General features: G+C 60.2%; 21 protein-coding genes. 2 read left to right on the top strand and 19 right to left on the bottom strand.

Annotated features, from left to right (window positions below):
• From ccmI to ccmA, 9 genes are all read right to left on the bottom strand, one after another.
• Nucleotides 1-1,209, bottom strand: coding sequence for a c-type cytochrome biogenesis protein CcmI (gene ccmI, locus AC1DHT_RS11790; RefSeq protein ID WP_427538998.1), 1,209 nt, complete (start codon nucleotides 1,207-1,209; stop codon nucleotides 1-3).
• Nucleotides 1,202-1,675 carry a cytochrome c-type biogenesis protein gene (locus AC1DHT_RS11795; RefSeq protein ID WP_427539001.1) on the bottom strand — a complete coding sequence of 158 codons (474 nt, stop codon included), beginning with the start codon at nucleotides 1,673-1,675 and terminating at the stop codon, nucleotides 1,202-1,204. The genes ccmI and AC1DHT_RS11795 overlap by 8 nt, the downstream gene beginning before the upstream one ends.
• Nucleotides 1,672-2,208: a DsbE family thiol:disulfide interchange protein gene (locus tag AC1DHT_RS11800; protein WP_019692351.1), complete on the bottom strand. Its 537-nt coding sequence runs from the start codon at nucleotides 2,206-2,208 to the stop codon at nucleotides 1,672-1,674. The genes AC1DHT_RS11795 and AC1DHT_RS11800 overlap by 4 nt, the downstream gene beginning before the upstream one ends.
• On the bottom strand, nucleotides 2,205-4,193 hold the full coding sequence (locus tag AC1DHT_RS11805) for a heme lyase CcmF/NrfE family subunit (RefSeq protein ID WP_427539005.1): 1,989 nt from the start codon (nucleotides 4,191-4,193) through the stop codon (nucleotides 2,205-2,207). Before AC1DHT_RS11805 ends, AC1DHT_RS11800 begins: the two co-directional genes overlap by 4 nt.
• A gap of 3 nt (nucleotides 4,194-4,196) precedes the next feature.
• Nucleotides 4,197-4,652, bottom strand: a complete 456-nt coding sequence (gene ccmE / locus AC1DHT_RS11810; protein WP_427529977.1) for a cytochrome c maturation protein CcmE — start codon at nucleotides 4,650-4,652, stop codon at nucleotides 4,197-4,199.
• Complete coding sequence (gene ccmD / locus AC1DHT_RS11815; protein ID WP_019692354.1) at nucleotides 4,649-4,825, bottom strand: heme exporter protein CcmD; 177 nt, start codon at nucleotides 4,823-4,825, stop codon at nucleotides 4,649-4,651. The genes ccmE and ccmD overlap by 4 nt, the downstream gene beginning before the upstream one ends.
• On the bottom strand, nucleotides 4,825-5,577 hold the full coding sequence (locus tag AC1DHT_RS11820; protein ID WP_054596312.1) for a heme ABC transporter permease: 753 nt from the start codon (nucleotides 5,575-5,577) through the stop codon (nucleotides 4,825-4,827). Before AC1DHT_RS11820 ends, ccmD begins: the two co-directional genes overlap by 1 nt.
• A gap of 77 nt (nucleotides 5,578-5,654) precedes the next feature.
• On the bottom strand, nucleotides 5,655-6,323 hold the full coding sequence (gene ccmB / locus AC1DHT_RS11825; protein WP_427539009.1) for a heme exporter protein CcmB: 669 nt from the start codon (nucleotides 6,321-6,323) through the stop codon (nucleotides 5,655-5,657).
• Nucleotides 6,320-6,901 (bottom strand): cytochrome c biogenesis heme-transporting ATPase CcmA, encoded by a 582-nt coding sequence (ccmA, locus tag AC1DHT_RS11830; protein WP_427539012.1) that lies wholly within the window; start codon nucleotides 6,899-6,901, stop codon nucleotides 6,320-6,322. Before ccmA ends, ccmB begins: the two co-directional genes overlap by 4 nt.
• A 249-nt stretch (nucleotides 6,902-7,150) precedes the next feature.
• Between ccmA and fliK the strand changes: the two genes are divergently transcribed.
• Nucleotides 7,151-8,722 carry a flagellar hook-length control protein FliK gene (gene fliK, locus AC1DHT_RS11835; protein WP_427539015.1) on the top strand — a complete coding sequence of 524 codons (1,572 nt, stop codon included), beginning with the start codon at nucleotides 7,151-7,153 and terminating at the stop codon, nucleotides 8,720-8,722.
• The gene (locus tag AC1DHT_RS11840) at nucleotides 8,719-9,048 is read left to right on the top strand and encodes an EscU/YscU/HrcU family type III secretion system export apparatus switch protein (protein WP_427539018.1); all 330 of its coding nucleotides are present in this window, start codon (nucleotides 8,719-8,721) and stop codon (nucleotides 9,046-9,048) included. The genes fliK and AC1DHT_RS11840 overlap by 4 nt, the downstream gene beginning before the upstream one ends.
• A gap of 133 nt (nucleotides 9,049-9,181) precedes the next feature.
• On the opposite strand, the gene AC1DHT_RS11845 is transcribed toward AC1DHT_RS11840, so the two are convergent.
• The 10 genes from AC1DHT_RS11845 to AC1DHT_RS11890 all read right to left on the bottom strand — a co-directional run bounded on the left by AC1DHT_RS11845 (nucleotide 9,182) and on the right by AC1DHT_RS11890 (nucleotide 18,208).
• Complete coding sequence (locus tag AC1DHT_RS11845; RefSeq protein WP_427539021.1) at nucleotides 9,182-9,574, bottom strand: DUF2802 domain-containing protein; 393 nt, start codon at nucleotides 9,572-9,574, stop codon at nucleotides 9,182-9,184.
• A complete protein-coding gene (locus AC1DHT_RS11850; RefSeq protein WP_019692361.1) occupies nucleotides 9,575-10,060 on the bottom strand; it encodes a chemotaxis protein CheW in 486 nt (161 codons plus the stop codon).
• 76 nt (nucleotides 10,061-10,136) lie between these two features.
• Nucleotides 10,137-11,033, bottom strand: coding sequence for a CheW domain-containing protein (locus AC1DHT_RS11855; RefSeq protein WP_427539024.1), 897 nt, complete (start codon nucleotides 11,031-11,033; stop codon nucleotides 10,137-10,139).
• Between the two features lie 33 nt (nucleotides 11,034-11,066).
• Nucleotides 11,067-11,855: a ParA family protein gene (locus tag AC1DHT_RS11860; RefSeq protein WP_054596306.1), complete on the bottom strand. Its 789-nt coding sequence runs from the start codon at nucleotides 11,853-11,855 to the stop codon at nucleotides 11,067-11,069.
• Between the two features lie 50 nt (nucleotides 11,856-11,905).
• Nucleotides 11,906-12,793, bottom strand: coding sequence for a flagellar motor protein MotD (motD, locus tag AC1DHT_RS11865; RefSeq protein ID WP_427539028.1), 888 nt, complete (start codon nucleotides 12,791-12,793; stop codon nucleotides 11,906-11,908).
• A 12-nt stretch (nucleotides 12,794-12,805) separates the two neighbouring features.
• Nucleotides 12,806-13,546, bottom strand: a complete 741-nt coding sequence (locus AC1DHT_RS11870; protein WP_054596304.1) for a flagellar motor protein — start codon at nucleotides 13,544-13,546, stop codon at nucleotides 12,806-12,808.
• Nucleotides 13,546-14,673 (bottom strand): protein-glutamate methylesterase/protein-glutamine glutaminase, encoded by a 1,128-nt coding sequence (locus tag AC1DHT_RS11875; RefSeq protein WP_427539031.1) that lies wholly within the window; start codon nucleotides 14,671-14,673, stop codon nucleotides 13,546-13,548. The genes AC1DHT_RS11870 and AC1DHT_RS11875 overlap by 1 nt, the downstream gene beginning before the upstream one ends.
• 49 nt (nucleotides 14,674-14,722) lie before the next feature.
• Complete coding sequence (locus AC1DHT_RS11880) at nucleotides 14,723-16,963, bottom strand: chemotaxis protein CheA (protein WP_427539034.1); 2,241 nt, start codon at nucleotides 16,961-16,963, stop codon at nucleotides 14,723-14,725.
• 54 nt (nucleotides 16,964-17,017) lie between these two features.
• Nucleotides 17,018-17,806: a protein phosphatase CheZ gene (locus AC1DHT_RS11885; RefSeq protein ID WP_054596301.1), complete on the bottom strand. Its 789-nt coding sequence runs from the start codon at nucleotides 17,804-17,806 to the stop codon at nucleotides 17,018-17,020.
• Nucleotides 17,807-17,836: 30 nt separating this feature from the next.
• A complete protein-coding gene (locus tag AC1DHT_RS11890) occupies nucleotides 17,837-18,208 on the bottom strand; it encodes a chemotaxis response regulator CheY (protein WP_008006721.1) in 372 nt (123 codons plus the stop codon).
• Nucleotides 18,209-18,213: the final 5 nt, after the last annotated feature.

The raw sequence follows: 18,213 nt of genomic DNA on the forward strand, positions 1-18,213 counted from the left end.
TTATTTGTCTGGGCTGTCGATGGTCAATTGTTGCGGCGCGGTAGTGCTGCTGGCCAAAGGCTCGCTGCGACCGACCCACTCACCGGCAGTCGGCTGGCCGGCACGAGATACGCGCGCGACCAGTTGGACTTCAGGAAAGTTCGACAGTTTCAATTGCGGCATCATTGCGTCGGCATCGCCCAGCTCAATGGTCGCTGGCAGGTCGGCAACGGTCAGGCGCTTGGCTGCCAATGGCGCCGGAGGGCCTGAAGTGGCGCGAGCGAAAATGAACACACTGTCACCTGGCTGTACCTTGGCTTTCACGTTCGCCGCCAGATCAACCGTCACTTTCAGCAGCGCTACCGGCTTGGCCGCTACGACAGGCGTCTTGGCGACAGTACCGCCGCTCGCTTGCAGTTTTTCGGTTGCCCGTGCAATGCCACCTTCCAGCGCGCTGCGCGAGTTGTCTTCGGGTGGCAGTTGAGCCAACAGACGCCCCCAGTAGTCGATGGCCTCCTGATAACGCTCGCCTTCGAAAGCCGCGATGCCCAACAATCCAAGGCTGGTGACTTCTTTAGGATCGGCCTTCAGTGCTTCGTCGGTCAGCGCCTGGATCTTCTCCGACCACTTTTTGTTGTCGGCAAAGTACTGCGCCTGGGCCCATTGGCCGAGCAATTCAGGCTGACGGCCAGCCAATGCCACGGTGCGCTCGAAGATCTTCGCAGCGTCCGCTGGGCGGTCCTGAGCCATGTAGGTACGACCCAGGAAATACAGGCCTTCGGCCGAATCCGGTTGCGCCGCCACAGCGCGTTCGAGACGACGGGTCATCTCTTCCATCGATTGCGGTGCCTGGGCGAATTCGCGGGTCAATTCGACCTTGTCACTGGCGCCGAAATGCAGGTACAGCCCCAGGCCCAACACCGGCACCAGGATCGCTGCCAGCAGAGGCAACGGCTTGCCCAGACGAGAAACCCGGCCCGTGTCGGCACCTTCGGTATCGGCCAGCAGCTCACGAGCCGCTTCGTCACGGCCGGCGCTCATTTGTGTCGCATCAAGCACGCCTTCGGCCTGCTGAGCCTGTAACTCAGCCACGCGTTCCTGATAAAGCGCCACGTTCAGCGCGGTACGATCCTCTTCACGCTGGGCCCGACGGCCACGCAGAACCGGGATCAACAAGAAACTCAGGGCAACCAGTAGAAGCAGACCTGCAGCAAGCCAGAAATCAATCATTCTTGGTGTTATCCAACAGTTGGTCGAGGCGCTTGCGCTCATCAACAGAAAGCGTGTCTTGACCTGCCGTGCGCTCGGCACGACGGCGACGGACGATCAAGGCGATCACCAGCACGCCACCGAGCAACAACCCGGCCGGACCAAACCACAGCAGCGCGGTCTTGCCGTTCAGGGCTGGCTTGTAGCGCACGAAGTCGCCATAGCGGTCGACCATGAAGTCGATGATCTGCTGGTTGTCCTTGCCCTCGCCGAGCATGCGGAAAATCTCTTTGCGCAGGTCAGCGGCAATCGGTGCGTTGGAATCGGCAATGTCCTGATTCTGGCACTTGGGGCAACGCAGTTCTTTGGTCAGTTCGTGAAAACGCTCGCGCTCGGCGTCATTGGCGAACACGTAAGTGTCGATGGCCGCGTGAGCGACACCCGCCATGCTCAGGCCGAGTACGGCGGCAGCAATCCAGCGCTTCATGGCTTGGCCTCATCGACCAGCGCCTGATACTTGGCCGCCAGTTTTTCGCGCCAGACCACTTCGTCGATCACCCCGACGTACTTGTCGCGGATGATGCCTTTGGCGTCGATGAAGAAGGTTTCCGGAGCGCCGTAAACGCCGAGGTTCAAGCCCAGGGAGCCCGCCTCGTCACGGATATCCAGCAGGTATGGGTTGTGGAACTCGACCAGCCACTTCAAGGCATCGGTATTGATGTCCTTGTAGTTGACGCCATAAATCACCACGCCCTGCTGGGCCAGCTTGTTCAGCACCGGGTGTTCAACCCGGCAGGAAATGCACCAGGTGCCCCAGACGTTGACCAATGCCGGTTTGCCCAGCAGATCAGCACGGGTCAGGGTCTTGTCGCCTTGCACGGCCGGCAGGGAAAACTCGGGGAACGGCTTGCCGATCATCGCCGAGGGCAGCTCGGCCGGGTCCAGGTAGAGGCCCCGGTAAAGAAACACCGCCACCACCAGAAACAGCGCCAGTGGCAACACCATTAACCAACGTCTCATGCAGTGGCTCCCGTCATGCCCAGCGCTTCACGCACGCGACTTTTCACCTTGACCCGATAACGACGATCCAGCGCCGCCAGCAACCCACCGAAACCTGTCAGCAAACCGCCGAACCAGATCCAGCGCACGAATGGTTTGACGTGCACGCGCACGGCCCAGGCGCCATTCTCCAGCGGCTCGCCGAGCGCCACGTACAGATCGCGGGTGAAACCGGCATCGATGCCGGCTTCGGTCATCATGGAGTTCTGTACGGTGTACAGACGCTTTTCCGGGTGCAGCACCGCGACTTCCTTGCCCGACCGGATCACCCGGATAGTGCCTTTGTCGGAGGTGAAGTTCGGTCCTTCGAAGTGCTTGGCGCCCTCGAAAATGAAGTGATAACCGGCAAGGTCCATCGACTCGCCCGGTGCCAGGCGCAAATCGCGCTCAGCGCTGTTCTGGCTCGAAAGCACCACACCCAAGGCGCACACCGCGATACCCAGGTGCGCAACCTGCATGCCCCAATAGCTGCGGCTCAGGCTCGGCAGGCCTTTGATCAGGCCCTTGTTGCGGGTCTTGTCGAAAATGTCACGCACACCGGCCAGCAACACCCAGGCCGCAAGCATGAAGGTCGCCAGCACGGCCCAGTTGAAGTCGCCATAAGCGATCCCGGCGACGACCGCCAAAGCAGCGCTGCCGAGCAACACCGGAGTCAGCATGTTCATCAGCCATTTCACCGGCGTGTCTTTCCAGCGCACCAGCACACCGACGGCCATCACCACCATCAGCAACGCCATCAACGGAATGAACAACGCATTGAAATACGGCGGGCCGACCGACATCTTGGCGCCGCTCAGGGCATCGAGCACCAGCGGATACAAGGTACCGAGCAGAATCATCGAAGCCGCGACTACCAGCACCAGGTTATTGCCCAGCAGCAGGGTTTCACGCGACCACAGGTTGAAGCCGACATGGCTCTTGACTACCGGCGCGCGCAGGGCGAACAGCGTCAGCGAACCGCCAACCACAAACAGCAGGAAAATCAGGATGAACACGCCCCGCGCAGGGTCCGAGGCAAACGCGTGCACCGAGGTCAGCACACCGGAACGCACCAGGAAGGTCCCCAGCAGGCTCAGCGAGAACGCGGCAATGGCCAGCAACACAGTCCAGCTTTTGAACACACCGCGTTTTTCAGTCACCGCCAACGAGTGAATCAGCGCCGTACCGACCAGCCAAGGCATGAACGAGGCGTTTTCCACCGGGTCCCAGAACCACCAGCCGCCCCAGCCGAGTTCGTAGTAGGCCCACCAGGAGCCGAGGGTGATGCCGATACCGAGGAAAGCCCAGGCGACGATGGTCCAGGGCCGCGACCAACGAGCCCACGCCGCATCCAGTCGACCGCCAAGCAAGGCCGCAATCGCAAAGGCGAACGCCACCGAGAAACCGACATAGCCCATGTAGAGCATCGGCGGGTGAACGATCAGGCCAATGTCTTGCAGCAACGGGTTGAGGTCATGACCGTCAGTGGGAATCTGCGGCAGAACCCGTGCGAACGGGTTCGAGGTGAGAATCAGGAACAGCAGGAAACCGGTGCTGATCATGCCCATCACCGCCAGCACGCGAGCCAGCATGACCTGCGGCAGTTGCCGGGAGAAGATCGACACGGCGAAGGTCCAGCCGCCGAGAATCAAGGCCCAGAGCAGCAAGGAACCTTCGTGGGCGCCCCACACCGCGCTGAATTTGTAGTACCACGGCAAGGCGCTGTTGGAGTTGTTGGCGACATACCCCACCGAAAAGTCATCGGTCATGAAGGCGTAGGTCAGGCAGCCGAAGGCGAACAGCAGAAAGGTGAACTGGCCCCAGGCCGCTGGCTGGGCCAGGCCCATCCACATGCGGTCACCGCGCCAGGCACCGAGCAACGGCACGGTGGCCTGAACGACGGCAAAGCACAGGGCGAGAATCATCGCCAGATGGCCCAACTCGGGAATGAAGATGCCTGAGGTCATGGATCAACCCTCCTTCGCGGGTGTTGGAGCGGATTGACCACTGTCTTTGAGCGCCTTGGTCACTTCCGGCGGCATGTATTTCTCGTCGTGCTTGGCCAGCACTTCGTCAGCCACCACCACGCCGTCTGCATTCAGTTTGCCCAGCGCAACGATGCCCTGCCCTTCGCGGAACAGGTCCGGAAGGATGCCGCGGTAGGTGATGGTCACGGATTTGTTGAAGTCGGTGACGATGAATTTCACGTCCAGCGAATCGCCGGAGCGTTGCAGCGAGCCCTTCTCGACCATGCCGCCAGCACGAATGCGCGTGTCTTGCGGGGCTTCGCCATTGGCGATCTGGGTCGGTGTGTAAAAGAGGTTGATGTTCTGCTGCAAGGCACTGAGGGCCAGGCCGACAGCTGCGCCGACACCGACCAGGATCGCGAAAATAATGACAAGACGCTTTTTACGCAGCGGATTCACTTGCTGTTCTCCCGGCGCAGACGGCGCGCCTCTTGTTGCAGGTAACGCTTGCGGGCCAGGATCGGCGCAGCCACGTTGAGAGCCAGTACCGCCAGGCAGATGCCATAAGCCGACCAGACATAAAGACCGTGATGGCCCATGGCGAGGAAGTCGCCGAATGAAGCAAAACTCATTACGCGGCCTCCAGGCTGTTTTGTACTTCGGCCTTGACCCAGCTGGCACGGGCTTCGCGCTTGAGCACTTCAAGGCGCATGCGCAGCAACAGCACGGCGCCGAAGAAACAGTAGAAACCCAGCACCGTCAGCAGCAACGGCAGCCACATTTCGGCCGGCATTGCCGGTTTTTCGGTGAGGCTGAAGGTGGCGCCCTGATGCAGGGTGTTCCACCACTCCACCGAGTACTTGATGATCGGGATGTTGATCACGCCGACAATCGCCAGCACCGCGCAGGCCTTGGCCGCGCTGTCACGATTGCTGATGGCGTTGCCCAGTGCAATGAGACCGAAGTACAGAAACAGCAGAATCAGCATGGACGTAAGTCGTGCATCCCAGACCCACCACGAACCCCAGGTCGGTTTGCCCCAGATCGCTCCGGTGACCAGCGCCACGGCGGTCATCCAGGCACCGATCGGCGCTGCACATTGCAGGGCGACGTCCGCCAGTTTCATCTTCCACACCAGCCCGACAATGCCGCAGACCGCCAGCATCACGTAGCAGGACTGCGCCAGCATGGCGGCCGGTACGTGAATGTAGATGATTCGAAAGCTGTTGCCTTGCTGGTAGTCCGGCGGCGCGAAGGCCAGGCCCCAGACCACGCCGACGCCGATCAGCAGCAACGCCGCGACACTCAGCCAGGGCAGCAGTTTGCCGCTGATGCCGTAAAACCATTTGGGCGAGCCGAGCTTATGAAACCAGGTCCAGTTCATTGCTGTTTCCATCACGGTTGTTCTTCGCCATCACAAAGAACCAGGGTCTTTACTGGTTAAAATTTAACCAGACCTCATTATTCGCCGACGCTGATCTTCAGGCCAGCGGCTATTGCAAAGGGTGTCAGGGTTATCGCCAGGGCGGTCAGGCTACCAAGCCACAGCAAATAACCGGTTGCCGGCATACCCTGCAAGGCTGCCTGCAAGGCGCCACTGCCGAGAATCAACACCGGGATGTACAACGGCAGAATCAACAACGCCAGCAACAAACCGCCGCGCTTCAATCCGACCGTCAGCGCCGCGCCCACCGCACCGAGCAAGCTCAATACCGGTGTACCGAGCAACAGCGACAAGAGCAAAACCGGCAGACAGGCGGCAGGCAAACCGAGCATCAACGCCAATAACGGGGCAAGCAACACCAGTGCCAAGCCGGAAAACGCCCAGTGTGCCAGCACCTTTGCCAAAACCAGAAGAGGCAAGGGGTGCGACGAAAGGACCCACTGTTCAAGGGATCCGTCCTCGAAATCACTGCGGAAAAGCCCGTCCAGCGAGAGCAGAACCGATAAAAGGGCCGCGACCCAGACCAGCCCCGGTGACAAGGTTTGCAACAATTGTGTCTCAGGTCCGACCGCCAATGGAAACATTGAGACAACGATGGCGAAGAACACGAGAGGGTTGACAAGCTCGGCAGGACGACGACACAACAAACGCGCCTCACGGGCGACCAACAGTGCAAAAACACTCATACGGCCCACTGCCCCAGATCGATGTCGCGGTAACCGGCCGGCATCCGGGTCAACGTATGGTGAGTAGTCAGAATCACCATGCCGCCTCGCTCGCAGTGTGCGGCCAGGTGTTCTTCCAACTGGGCGACGCCTTGTTTATCCAGCGCGGTAAATGGTTCGTCGAGAATCCACAACGCCGGGCTGTCCAGATACAAGCGGGCCAGGGCCACGCGACGTTGTTGACCCGCGGACAGGGTGTGACAAGGAACATCTTCGAAACCGCGCAGTCCTACCGCTGCCAGCGCCTGCCAGATCGCCTCGTGCGTCGCCGGCTGATGCAACGCGCACAGCCAGCTGAGGTTCTCTTCAGGGGTCAGCAGGTCCTTGATTCCGGCGGCATGGCCGATCCACAACAGGTTGTGGGCCAGCTCCGGGCGTTGCGTGTTCAATGGCTGGCCGTTGAGCAATACCTGGCCACTGGTCGGCTGCATCAAACCGGCAAGCAGGCGCAGCAGGCTGGTCTTGCCGCTGCCGTTGGGGCCGCTGATCTGCAACATGTCACCGCGGCCCAGACGCAACTCGAGGTTTTCGAAGAGCATCCGCCAGTCTCGCTCACAGGCGAGCGCTACGGCTTCTAGTAGAGGGCTGGTCAAGAGATCACGGGCCTTTACGGTTCAAGTCGGCAATGGAGCGGCCGTTAAAGTGATGCAGCATAGATGCATTGACGGCCTGTTCTAGAGAGCTGCGTCAAACAATTGCGATGTTTTTGACACGCCTCCCGAAGACGGGCGGCATTATACATGTCATGTCCTACTCTCAAGAGGGCAATTTCGACAGGGTGTGACTTGATGACCGGCGACATGAACATCCTTCCACTGCCCGCGATGACGCCGGCCACCTCGCGCCCGCTCGTGGTCGGTGGTGAGCTGCTCAAGTTGCAGACCCCGGTGGAAGGTTTGATCGCCGCGGGCCAAAGCGCCAGCGCTGAAGTGCTGTCGCTCAAACAGAACGACCAGACTTTCCAGCTGCTGCTCAAGGTCACTCTGGACAGTGGCCGTCAGACCACCGTGCAAGCCACCAGCAACCAGCCTCTGCCTCAAGGTACCAACCTGACGGTCAGCCAACCTTCAGCCGGCAGTCTGGCGATTACTGTGCAACAGGCCATCGCCTCCAACATCGCCACCCTCACCCGTCTCGACACCTCACAACTGCCGGTCGGCACCTTGCTGCAAGGTAAAGTCCTGACGACCCAGCTGATGCCGCAAACACCGGGGCAGCCGGCGGTCTATCGCTCGCTGGTGAGTGTGCTCAATACCGCGCTCAGTGGCAGCACCCTGAGCATCGACAGCCCGCAGCCGTTACGTATCGGCAGCCTGCTCAGCGCCTTGGTCCAGGGCGCGCAAAGCCTGAGCTTCGTGCCACTGGCCAGTCGTCAGGAGCAACTGGCGGTGAGTCAACAACTGCTGGCCCAGCAAAGTCGCCAAGGCTCATTGAGCGGGCTGATCGATGCCCTGCAAAACCTGCCAGCCTCCGACACCACCGCCGACGACCTGCGCGCCGCCGTCGACAAACTGCTCGCCGACCTGCCAGACGTTCAGCAACTGAGCACCCCCAAAGGTTTGGCGCAGGCGCTGGTCAACAGCGGGCTGTTTCTGGAAAGCAAACTGCTCACCGGACAGAACCCGGCCCTGACACCGGACCTGAAAGGCAATTTGCTGCGATTGATCGCACAATTGGCCCCCGACCTGCCGGCCAATACCAGTTTCAACGCAGTCATCGCCGCCAACACCCTGGCCCAGGTGCTACCAAGCTTTGTCCGCAGTGCCCTCGGCACCCTCGGGCAGGTCAGCGCCAAACCGCAGCCGAGCAACTTCCCCCTGCCCTCGCGGTTGCTGCAAAGCCTGGAAGGTGAAGGCGATCTGGAGCATTTGCTGCGCCTGGCCGCCGCAGCCGTTTCGCGCCTGCAGAGCCATCAGTTGTCGAGCCTGGAACAGACCGGCATGACCGAGGATGGCAAGCTGCAAACCACCTGGCAGCTGGAAATCCCCATGCGTAACCTGCAAGACATCGTGCCGTTGCAGGTCAAGTTTCAACGCGAGGACACCCCCGAGAAGGAACAACACGAGAAATCCGTCGAGCGCGAGCCGAAACAACGGCTCTGGCGAGTCGAGCTGGCGTTCGACATGGAACCGCTCGGGCCGTTGCAGATCCAGGCACAGCTGGCCCAGGGCAAACTCTCCAGCCAGCTCTGGGCCGAACGGCCTTATACCGCCAGCCTGATCGAGAGCAACCTGGATGGCTTGCGCGCGCAGCTGCTGGCATCGGGCCTGAATGTGGGCGACCTGAACTGCCACCTCGGTACACCGCCCCAAGGCAATCAAACCCGTCTCGAACAACGCTGGGTCGACGAAACCGCATGAACAACCCCACGCCACCGCGCCAGGCCATCGCCCTCAAATACGACGGCAGCCGCGCCCCAACGCTCACCGCCAAAGGCGATGACGAACTGGCCGAAGCGATTCTGAAGATCGCCCGCGACTATGAAGTGCCGATTTATGAGAATGCCGAGCTGGTGAAGTTACTGGCGAGGATGGAGTTGGGTGAAAGCATCCCTGAAGAGCTCTACCGCACGATTGCCGAGATTATTGCGTTTGCGTGGAAACTGAAGGGCAAGTTTCCGCAAGGGTTTGGTTCTGAGGAGACGATAGTGGAGCGGGATGTGACAGAACGCGGGGAGGATTACTGAGACTTCGAGGACGCCATCGCGAGCAGGCTCGCTCCCACAAGGGATCGGTGGTGGACACAAAATGTGTGAACGCCGCCAATTCATTGTGGGAGCGAGCCTGCTCGCGATGGCAATCTCAGCCCAATCGCAAAAATCAGTTCTTGTGCAACTTGCTCATCAACTCCGCCTCTGCCTGGGTCAGGCCGCAGGACTGGGTCAATTCGTCGACGCTGGCGCCCATCCCCACCAGGCGGGCTGCCTGGGCGAATGACAGGCTCGACGGGTCGCGCTGCTCAAGCTGGGCCAGCTTGTCCGGCAAGGGGCCGACCACCGCACGCAGTTCATGCAGGTCTTCACCCATGCGCACGTTACCGTTCTGGTAGTCGTCGACGCGCTTGGCCAGGTCCTTGATGCGCTGATCTCGCAACGCATCGCCCTGGGCTTGCAGCGCTGCCAGCTCTCGCTGTTTGCGCGTGTAAGCCAGGAACATCGCCAGGGTTCCTGCCCACAGGAGCCCCAGTACAATGACAGCAACCTCGAGAATCAATCAGATACTCTCCAGTTCCGACCACTCTTCTTCGCTCATCATCTTGTCCAGCTCGACCAGGATCAGCAACTCGTTGTTCTTGTTGCACACGCCCTGGATGAACTTGGCCGATTCTTCGTTACCGACGTTAGGTGCGGTTTCGATCTCGGACTGACGCAGATAAACCACTTCGGCCACGCTGTCGACCATGATCCCGACCACTTGCTTGTCGGCTTCGATGATCACGATACGGGTGTTGTCGCTGACTTCGACAGTGCCCAGGCCGAAGCGCTGGCGGGTGTCGATGACAGTCACTACATTGCCACGCAGGTTGATGATGCCCAGCACGTAGCTTGGCGCACCCGGAACCGGAGCAATTTCGGTATAGCGCAGGACTTCCTGAACGCGCATCACGTTGATGCCGTAGGTTTCATTGTCCAGCTTGAAGGTTACCCATTGCAGGATCGGATCTTCGGAACCCTTTGCAGACGACGCCTTATCATTCATACCCTGACCCCTCGAAAAACCGCCTGTGGCGGTGTGTGTTCTGCCCGGCCGCACTGTGTATGCGGCCAGCTGCTTGTTATGTAGGTTTGTGGGCCGGCTTGCCGCCGCCCATGTGCTTGGCACCACCGCTGGCGATCAACTCCGCCAGCTCCGAGACATCCAGCAACGCACACATGTGCTCGATCACCGTCCCGGCCAGCCATGGCCGTTGGCCCCGATGGCTGCGCCATTTGATTTCATTCGGGTCCAGGCGCAACGAGCGGCTGACCTGATGCACCGCCAGCCCCCACTCGTAGCCCTGAACCGAGATCACGTATTGCAGGCCCTGGCGGAAGTCATCGCGATAACGATCGGGCATGACCCAGCGTGCGGTATCCAGCACCTTCAGGTTGCCGGCCTGGCTTGGCAGAATCCCGAGGAACCATTCCGGCTGACCGAACAACGGCGTCAGCTCATGACCGGCCAACGAGTAAATCGAACCGAGGCACACCAGCGGCACGGCGAGGGTCAAACCGGCGACGTCGAACAACAGGCATTCAAACGGTTCGGCAGCCCAGCTTGGCCGGTCATCGCCGACCACCGGCGGTGGCGTGTTGCTCGGCGGCAGATGGACTTCAACCACTGGCTCAACCAGCGCCTTGAGCAAGGGAGCGACCGTTGAAACCGGCGCCAGAATCGGTGCCGGTGCTTCCAGTACCGGCACGACAACGGGCGCCTCGGCAACCGGCGCTACAACGGGAGGTGCAACCGCTGGCTTTTGTGCATCGCGAGCCTGCTCTTCGAGCACCGCCGCCTGGAACTCGTCCAGTGCGCCTTGCGCCTCAATGGCTTCGACGACCTCGACGACTTCTACAACCTCGGGTAACACCTCGACTTCTGACGACCACTCCTCGGTCGCGTCTTGCAACAACGCATCCAGATAGGACTGCAACGCCAGTTGTGGTCGGCTGGTAATTTTTACTGGCCGGCTCATTGGCACCCCACCCCGGCAGAGAAAAGATTCACCTCAAGCCACCTGCGGAACAAGTTGTTGGGCCAGCAAGTGTTTGAGCAACGCACGATAAGCCAGCACTCCACGGCTTTTGCCGTCGAACTGCGAAGGAGTCAGGCCGGCACGGCTGGCGTCACGCAGTCGGGTATCGACCGGGATGTAGCCTTGCCAGATTTCTTCCGGGTACATGTCGCGCAGCACCCGCAAGGTTCCCAGCGAGGCTTGGGTGCGACGGTCGAACAGGGTCGGCACGATGCTGAACGGCAGCGCCTGTTTACGTGAACGGTTGATCATCGCCAAGGTGTTGACCATGCGCTCCAGACCTTTCACCGCCAGGTGCTCGGTCTGCACCGGGATCACCAGCTGCTGGCTGGCCGCCAAGGCATTGACCATCAGCACACCAAGCAACGGTGGGCTGTCGATCAACGCGTAATCGAAGTCCTGCCACAATTGCGCCAGGCTCTTGGCGATCACCAGGCCCAGGCCACTCTGCCCCGGCGACTGGCGCTCGAGGGTGGCGAGCGCGGTGCTCGACGGCAACAGGGAAATACGTTCGTCGCTGGTCGGCAGCAACAGCTGCCCGGGCAAGCCTTGCGGCACGCTGCCCTTGTGCAGAAACAGGTCGTAGCTGCTGTGTTCCAAGCTGTCAGGGTCGTAACCGAAGTAGCTGGTCATGGAGCCGTGCGGGTCGAGATCGACCACAACCACGCGCTTGCCCGCCTCAGCCAGCAAACCGGCTAAAGCGATGGAGGAAGTGGTTTTACCGACACCACCCTTTTGATTGGCAACTGCCCAGACTCTCATTCAGATTGTTCCTCCCGGTCGAATCAACACAACCGAGAAATAGCTCAACGTTATAAGCCGGGTGACGGAGAATTGACGGCACTCTCGTGTCCCGGCGACTTGATAGTCGTCGGTGCAGTTTGTGTGCCAGCACGCTTCAACGCGGCGTCCGGTTTTGCATTAGCGGTTCCGGTACCGGTCAGGCTGCGGCGTACATCGAGATTTCGCGACACCACCAACACCACGCGCCGGTTACGCGCACGCCCTTCGGCGGTCGCGTTATTGGCCACTGGCTGGAATTCGCCGTACCCCACCGAGGCCAGACGCCCGGGGTTGACACCTTGCATGGCAAGCATGCGCACGATGCTCGCCGAGCGGGCCGAGGACAGCTCCCAGTTGGTCGGGTACTGCGCCGTGCGGATCGGTTGATCGTCGGTGAAACCTTCAACGTGAATCGGGTTGTCGAACGGCTTCAGAATGGCCGCGACCTTGTCGATGATGTTGAACGCGATATCGCTGGGCATGGCATCGCCGCTGCCGAACAACAGGCTGGAGTTGAGTTCGATCTCGACCCACAACTCGTTGCCACGCACGGTCATCTGATTGGAGCTGATCAAATCGCCAAACGCCGCACTGATGTCATCGGCAATGCTCTTGAGCGGATCCTTGCTGGCCTGGGCGATGCCGGCATCGATCTGCTCGCTGTCCTTGACCAGCGGTTTGGCCGGGGTGACCGTCTTCGGACGCTCGTCGCCGATAGGGATCGGCTTGAGGGCATGGTCAGAGTTGGTAAAGACCCCGACCAGCGCTTCGGAAATTTCCTTGTACTTGCCTTCGTTGATCGAAGAGATGGAGTACATCACCACGAAAAAGGCGAACAGCAGTGTGATGAAGTCCGCGTAGGACACCAGCCAGCGCTCGTGGTTGACGTGTTCATCATGCTGGCGACGACGAGCCATGAGGTTATTCCCTTAGTCCATGAAGCCCTGAAGCTTCAACTCGATGGAGCGTGGGTTTTCACCTTCGGCGATCGACAAAATACCTTCCAGCAACATTTCGCGATAACGCGACTGCCGCAACGCGATGGACTTGAGCTTGCTGGCAATCGGCAACAGCACCAGGTTGGCACTGGCCACACCGTAGATGGTCGCGACGAAGGCCACGGCAATGCCGCTGCCCAGTTGCGACGGATCACCCAGGTTGCCCATCACATGAATCAGGCCCATGACCGCACCGATGATACCGATGGTCGGCGCATAGCCGCCCATGCTTTCAAAGACTTTGGCGGCTTCGATGTCACGGCTTTCCTGGGTGTAGAAATCCACTTCCAGAATGCTGCGAATCGACTCGGGCTCAGCGCCGTCGACCAGCAGTTGCAAGCCTTTACGGGAGTAGCTGTCCGGTTCGCTGTCCGCCACCCCTTCAAGACCGAGCAAACCTTCCTTGCGCGCGGTGAGGCTCCAGTTGACCACTCGGTCGATGCCGCCCGCCAAGTCGACGCGAGGCGGAAAGAGGATCCAGCGAAGAATCTGCATGGCGCGCTTGAAGGCACTCATCGGCGACTGCAACAGCGCAGCGCCAATGGTCCCGCCAAGCACGATCAATGCTGCCGGGCCGTTGGCCAAGGCACCGAGATGACCGCCTTCCAGGTAGTTGCCACCAATAATGGCGATGAACGCCATGATGATCCCGATGAGGCTTAAGACATCCATCAGATGCACGCCTCGGCCAGGTGCTTGCCAATATCGTCGAGGCCGTAGATCGCGTCAGCCAGATCGGCTTTGACGATCGCCATCGGCATGCCGTAGATCACGCAACTGGCTTCATCCTGGGCCCAGACCGCGCTRCCGCCCTGCTTGAGCAGACGCGCGCCTTCGCGACCGTCGGCGCCCATGCCGGTCAGGACCACCGCCAGAACTTTGTCGCCGTAGGACTTGGCCGCCGAACCGAAGGTGATATCCACGCACGGCTTGTAGTTCAGACGCTCGTCGCCCGGGAGGATTTTCACCGCGCCACGGCCGTCGATCATCATTTGCTTGCCACCCGGTGCCAGCAAGGCCAGGCCCGGACGCAGGATGTCACCATCCTCGGCTTCCTTGACGCTGATGCGGCAGAGTTTGTCCAAACGCTCGGCGAAAGCCTTGGTGAAGGCCGCCGGCATGTGCTGGATCAGCACGATCGGCGCCGGAAAGTTTGCCGGCAGCTGTGTCAGCACCCGCTGCAATGCAACCGGGCCGCCGGTTGACGTACCAATGGCAACCAGTTTGTAGGCTTTGCGTTTCGGTGCCGGCGACGATGTGCTGGCAACCGGCGCACGCGCAGGAATCGGCGTCGGGGCCGGACGCACAGGCGCCGGCGCACTGCTGCCGAAACTCGACGGGGCCGGTGCCGGGGCTGGCGCGGCGGCTGGAGCCGGAGCGCTGTAGGCGCTGAAACGACGGTTACTGCGCGAAATGCTGTGAACCTTTTCGCACAGCAGTTGCTTGACCTTCTCGGGATTGCGCGAGATATCTTCGAAATTCTTCGGCAGGAAGTCCACCGCGCCGGCATCCAGTGCATCGAGAGTGACCCGAGCGCCTTCGTGCGTCAGCGAGGAGAACATCAAAACCGGGGTAGGACAGCGCTGCATGATGTGCCGCACCGCTGTGATGCCATCCATCATCGGCATCTCGTAGTCCATGGTGATCACGTCTGGCTTGAGGGCCAGGGCCTGATCGATCGCCTCTTTACCGTTGGTCGCCGTGCCGACAACCTGGATACTCGGATCTGCTGAAAGAATTTCCGAGACGCGGCGGCGGAAAAAACCAGAATCATCCACCACCAGGACTTTGACTACCATAAACACTCCGTTAGACGGAGCGAGGCTCAGTCGCCCCGCTCCACCAGAATCAAATACGCCGTGCGGCGTAACGCTTGAGCATGCTCGGAACATCGAGAATCAAGGCGATGCGGCCGTCACCGGTAATGGTGGCGCCGGACATGCCCGGGGTTCCCTGGAGCATTTTGCCCAATGGCTTGATGACCACTTCTTCCTGACCCACCAACTGATCGACGACGAAACCGATCCGCTGTGTGCCCACCGAAAGGATCACCACGTGGCCTTCACGCTGCTCTTCATGAGCGGCGGAGCTGACCAGCCAGCGTTTGAGGTAGAACAATGGCAGCGCCTTGTCCCGCACAATTACCACTTCCTGACCGTCGACCACGTTGGTGCGCGACAGGTCGAGATGGAAAATCTCGTTGACGTTGACCAGCGGGAAAGCAAAGGCCTGGTTGCCGAGCATGACCATCAACGTCGGCATGATCGCCAGGGTCAACGGGACCTTGATGACGATCTTCGAGCCTTTGCCCTTGGTCGAGTAGATATTGATGGTGCCGTTGAGCTGGGCGATCTTGGTTTTCACCACATCCATGCCCACGCCACGACCGGACACGTCGGAGATCTCGGTTTTGGTCGAGAAACCCGGCGCGAAGATCAGGTTGAAGCAGTCGGACTCGCTGAGACGGTCCGCCGCATCCTTGTCCATCAAGCCTTTCTTCACGGCGATACCGCGCAAGACATCAGCGTCCATACCCTTGCCGTCATCAGAGATGGACAGCAGGATGTGATCGCCTTCCTGTTCTGCGGACAGAATCACTTTACCGCTGCGAGGTTTGCCCATCGCCTCACGATCGGCCGGTTCTTCGATACCGTGGTCGACCGAGTTACGCACCAAGTGGACCAGCGGGTCGGCCAGGGCCTCGACGAGGTTCTTGTCGAGGTCGGTTTCTTCGCCGACCAGCTCCAGGTTGATCTCTTTCTTCAACTGGCGCGCGAGGTCGCGAACCAGTCGTGGGAAGCGCCCGAAGACTTTCTTGATCGGCTGCATCCGGGTCTTCATGACTGCGGTCTGCAAGTCGGCCGTGACCACGTCGAGGTTCGACACGGCCTTGGACATGGCTTCGTCGCCGCTGTTGAGGCCCAGACGGACCAAGCGGTTACGCACCAGTACCAGTTCGCCGACCATGTTCATGATTTCGTCGAGACGCGCGGTATCCACACGTACCGTGGTCTCGGCTTCACTGGCCGGTTTTTCCGGGGGCGGTGAGGCCGGTGCGCGAGCTGGGGCCGGTGCAGCAGCGGCAGCAGGTTTAGGCGCTTCGGCTTTTGGCTCGGGCGCTTTAGCCACAGGTACTGGCGCTGCAGCCTTGGCAACTGGCGCCGCCACCGAAGCAGCAGCCGTGCCGACCTCCGTGAACTTGCCTTTGCCATGCAATTCGTCGAGCAGCGATTCGAACTCGTGATCAGAGATCAGATCGCTACCCGCGGCTGCAGCCACAGGTGCCGCAGGCGCCGGAACGGCAGCAATTGCCGATTCCAGAGCATCAACGGCGAAGTTGCCTTTGCCATGCAACTGATCGAGCAGTGCTTCGAATTCGTCATCGGTAATGTCGGAGCTGTCGCCTGCCGCTTTCGGGGCAGCCGGTGCGGCAGGGGCTGCCGCCACTGCATCAGGGGCGAACTGGCCTTTGCCGTGCAATTGGTCGAGCAATGACTCGAACTCGGCATCGGTGATTTCATCGCTGCCGGCAGCCGCTTCAGGTGCCGGGGCTACAGGCGTCCCCGCCTCGGCTTGCGCCTTGACCGCGTTCAGCGAGTCCAGCAGCAGTTCGAATTCATTGTCGGTGATGTCGCCCGATTCGCTTTCAGCGGCAGGTGCTTCAACCACTTCTGCAACTGGTTGCGCCACATCGGCTGTTTGAGGCTCGGCCAAACGGGCCAGAGCCGCCAGCAGTTCCGGTGTAGCCGCGGTGATCGGTGCACGTTCGCGGACTTCGCTGAACATGCTGTTCACCGCGTCCAGCGCTTCGAGAACCACGTCCATCAGTTCCGAGTCGACGCGACGCTCACCCTTGCGCAGGATGTCGAACACGTTCTCGGCGATGTGACAGCACTCCACCAGCTCGTTGAGCTGGAGGAAGCCGGCGCCCCCTTTTACAGTGTGAAAACCGCGAAAAATTGCATTGAGCAAATCCGCATCATCTGGTCGGCTTTCCAGCTCCACCAGCTGTTCGGACAGTTGCTCTAGAATCTCGCCGGCCTCAACCAGGAAATCCTGAAGGATCTCTTCATCGGCGCCGAAGCTCATTAAGGGGGTGCTCCTAAAGGTCTAAAAACCTAAAAAACCTAAAATGCTAAAACTCTAAAATCCTAGGCTGGATAACAAATCGTCCACATCGTCCTGACCGGACACAACGTCTTCTCTTTTATCGGCATGAATCTGCGGACCTTCACCCTGAGAGAGATGTTTTTGCGGATCTTTTTCAGCCAGCATCGCTTCATGGTCATGTTCGATGCCCGCAAAGCGGTCTACCTGACTGGCCATGAGCACGAGCTTGAGCAGGTTGCTTTCTACTTCGGTGACCAATTGAGTCACGCGCTTGATCACCTGACCGGTCAGGTCCTGGTAATCCTGAGCCAGCAGAATATCGTTGAGGTTGCCCGAGACGACCTGGCTCTCCTCGACGCTACGCGTCAGGAAACCGTCGACACGCCGGGCCAGTTCGCGGAATTCCTCGGCACCGACTTCGCGGCGCATGAAACGCCCCCAGTCCGCGCTCAGGGCCTGGGCGTCAGTGCTCAGGCCATTGACCAGCGGAGTACTGTTCTCGACCAGATCCATGGTCCGGTTTGCGGCCGCTTCGGTCAGCTTGACCACATAGGACAGGCGCTCAGTGGCATCCGTGATCTGTGAGACTTCCTCGGCTTGCGGCATGTTCGGGTCAATCTGAAAATTGACGATCGCGCTATGCAGCTCGCGAGTGAGCTTGCCCACCTCCTGGTACAGGCCACGGTCACGGGTCTGATTGAGCTCATGGATCAGTTGCACAGCGTCACCGAACCTGCCCTTTTCAAGGCTTTCGACCAGTTCGTGAGCGTGTTTTTTCAGGGTCGACTCGAAATCGCCCTGTGAAGATTCTCTTTGCTCCATAGCTCCCCCGTGGCGCAGTGGCTCAGCACATCAACCGATGCGTTCGAATATTTTTTCGATCTTCTCTTTCAACGCCTGGGCCGTGAAGGGTTTGACCACATAGCCGTTTACACCGGCTTGAGCGGCTTCGATGATCTGCTCGCGCTTGGCTTCGGCGGTGACCATCAGCACCGGCAGGTGCTTGAGCTTTTCATCGGCGCGCACGTGGCGCAGCAAGTCGATACCGGTCATGCCAGGCATGTTCCAGTCCGTTACCAGAAAGTCGATGCTCCCGCTGTTGAGAACGGGAATGGCGGTAATACCGTCGTCCGCCTCGACCGTGTTGGTGAACCCAAGGTCACGCAACAGGTTCTTGATGATCCGCCGCATCGTTGAGAAGTCATCAACGATGAGGATTTTCATGTTCT

It is taken from the genome of Pseudomonas sp. 05N432 (assembly GCF_056396945.1).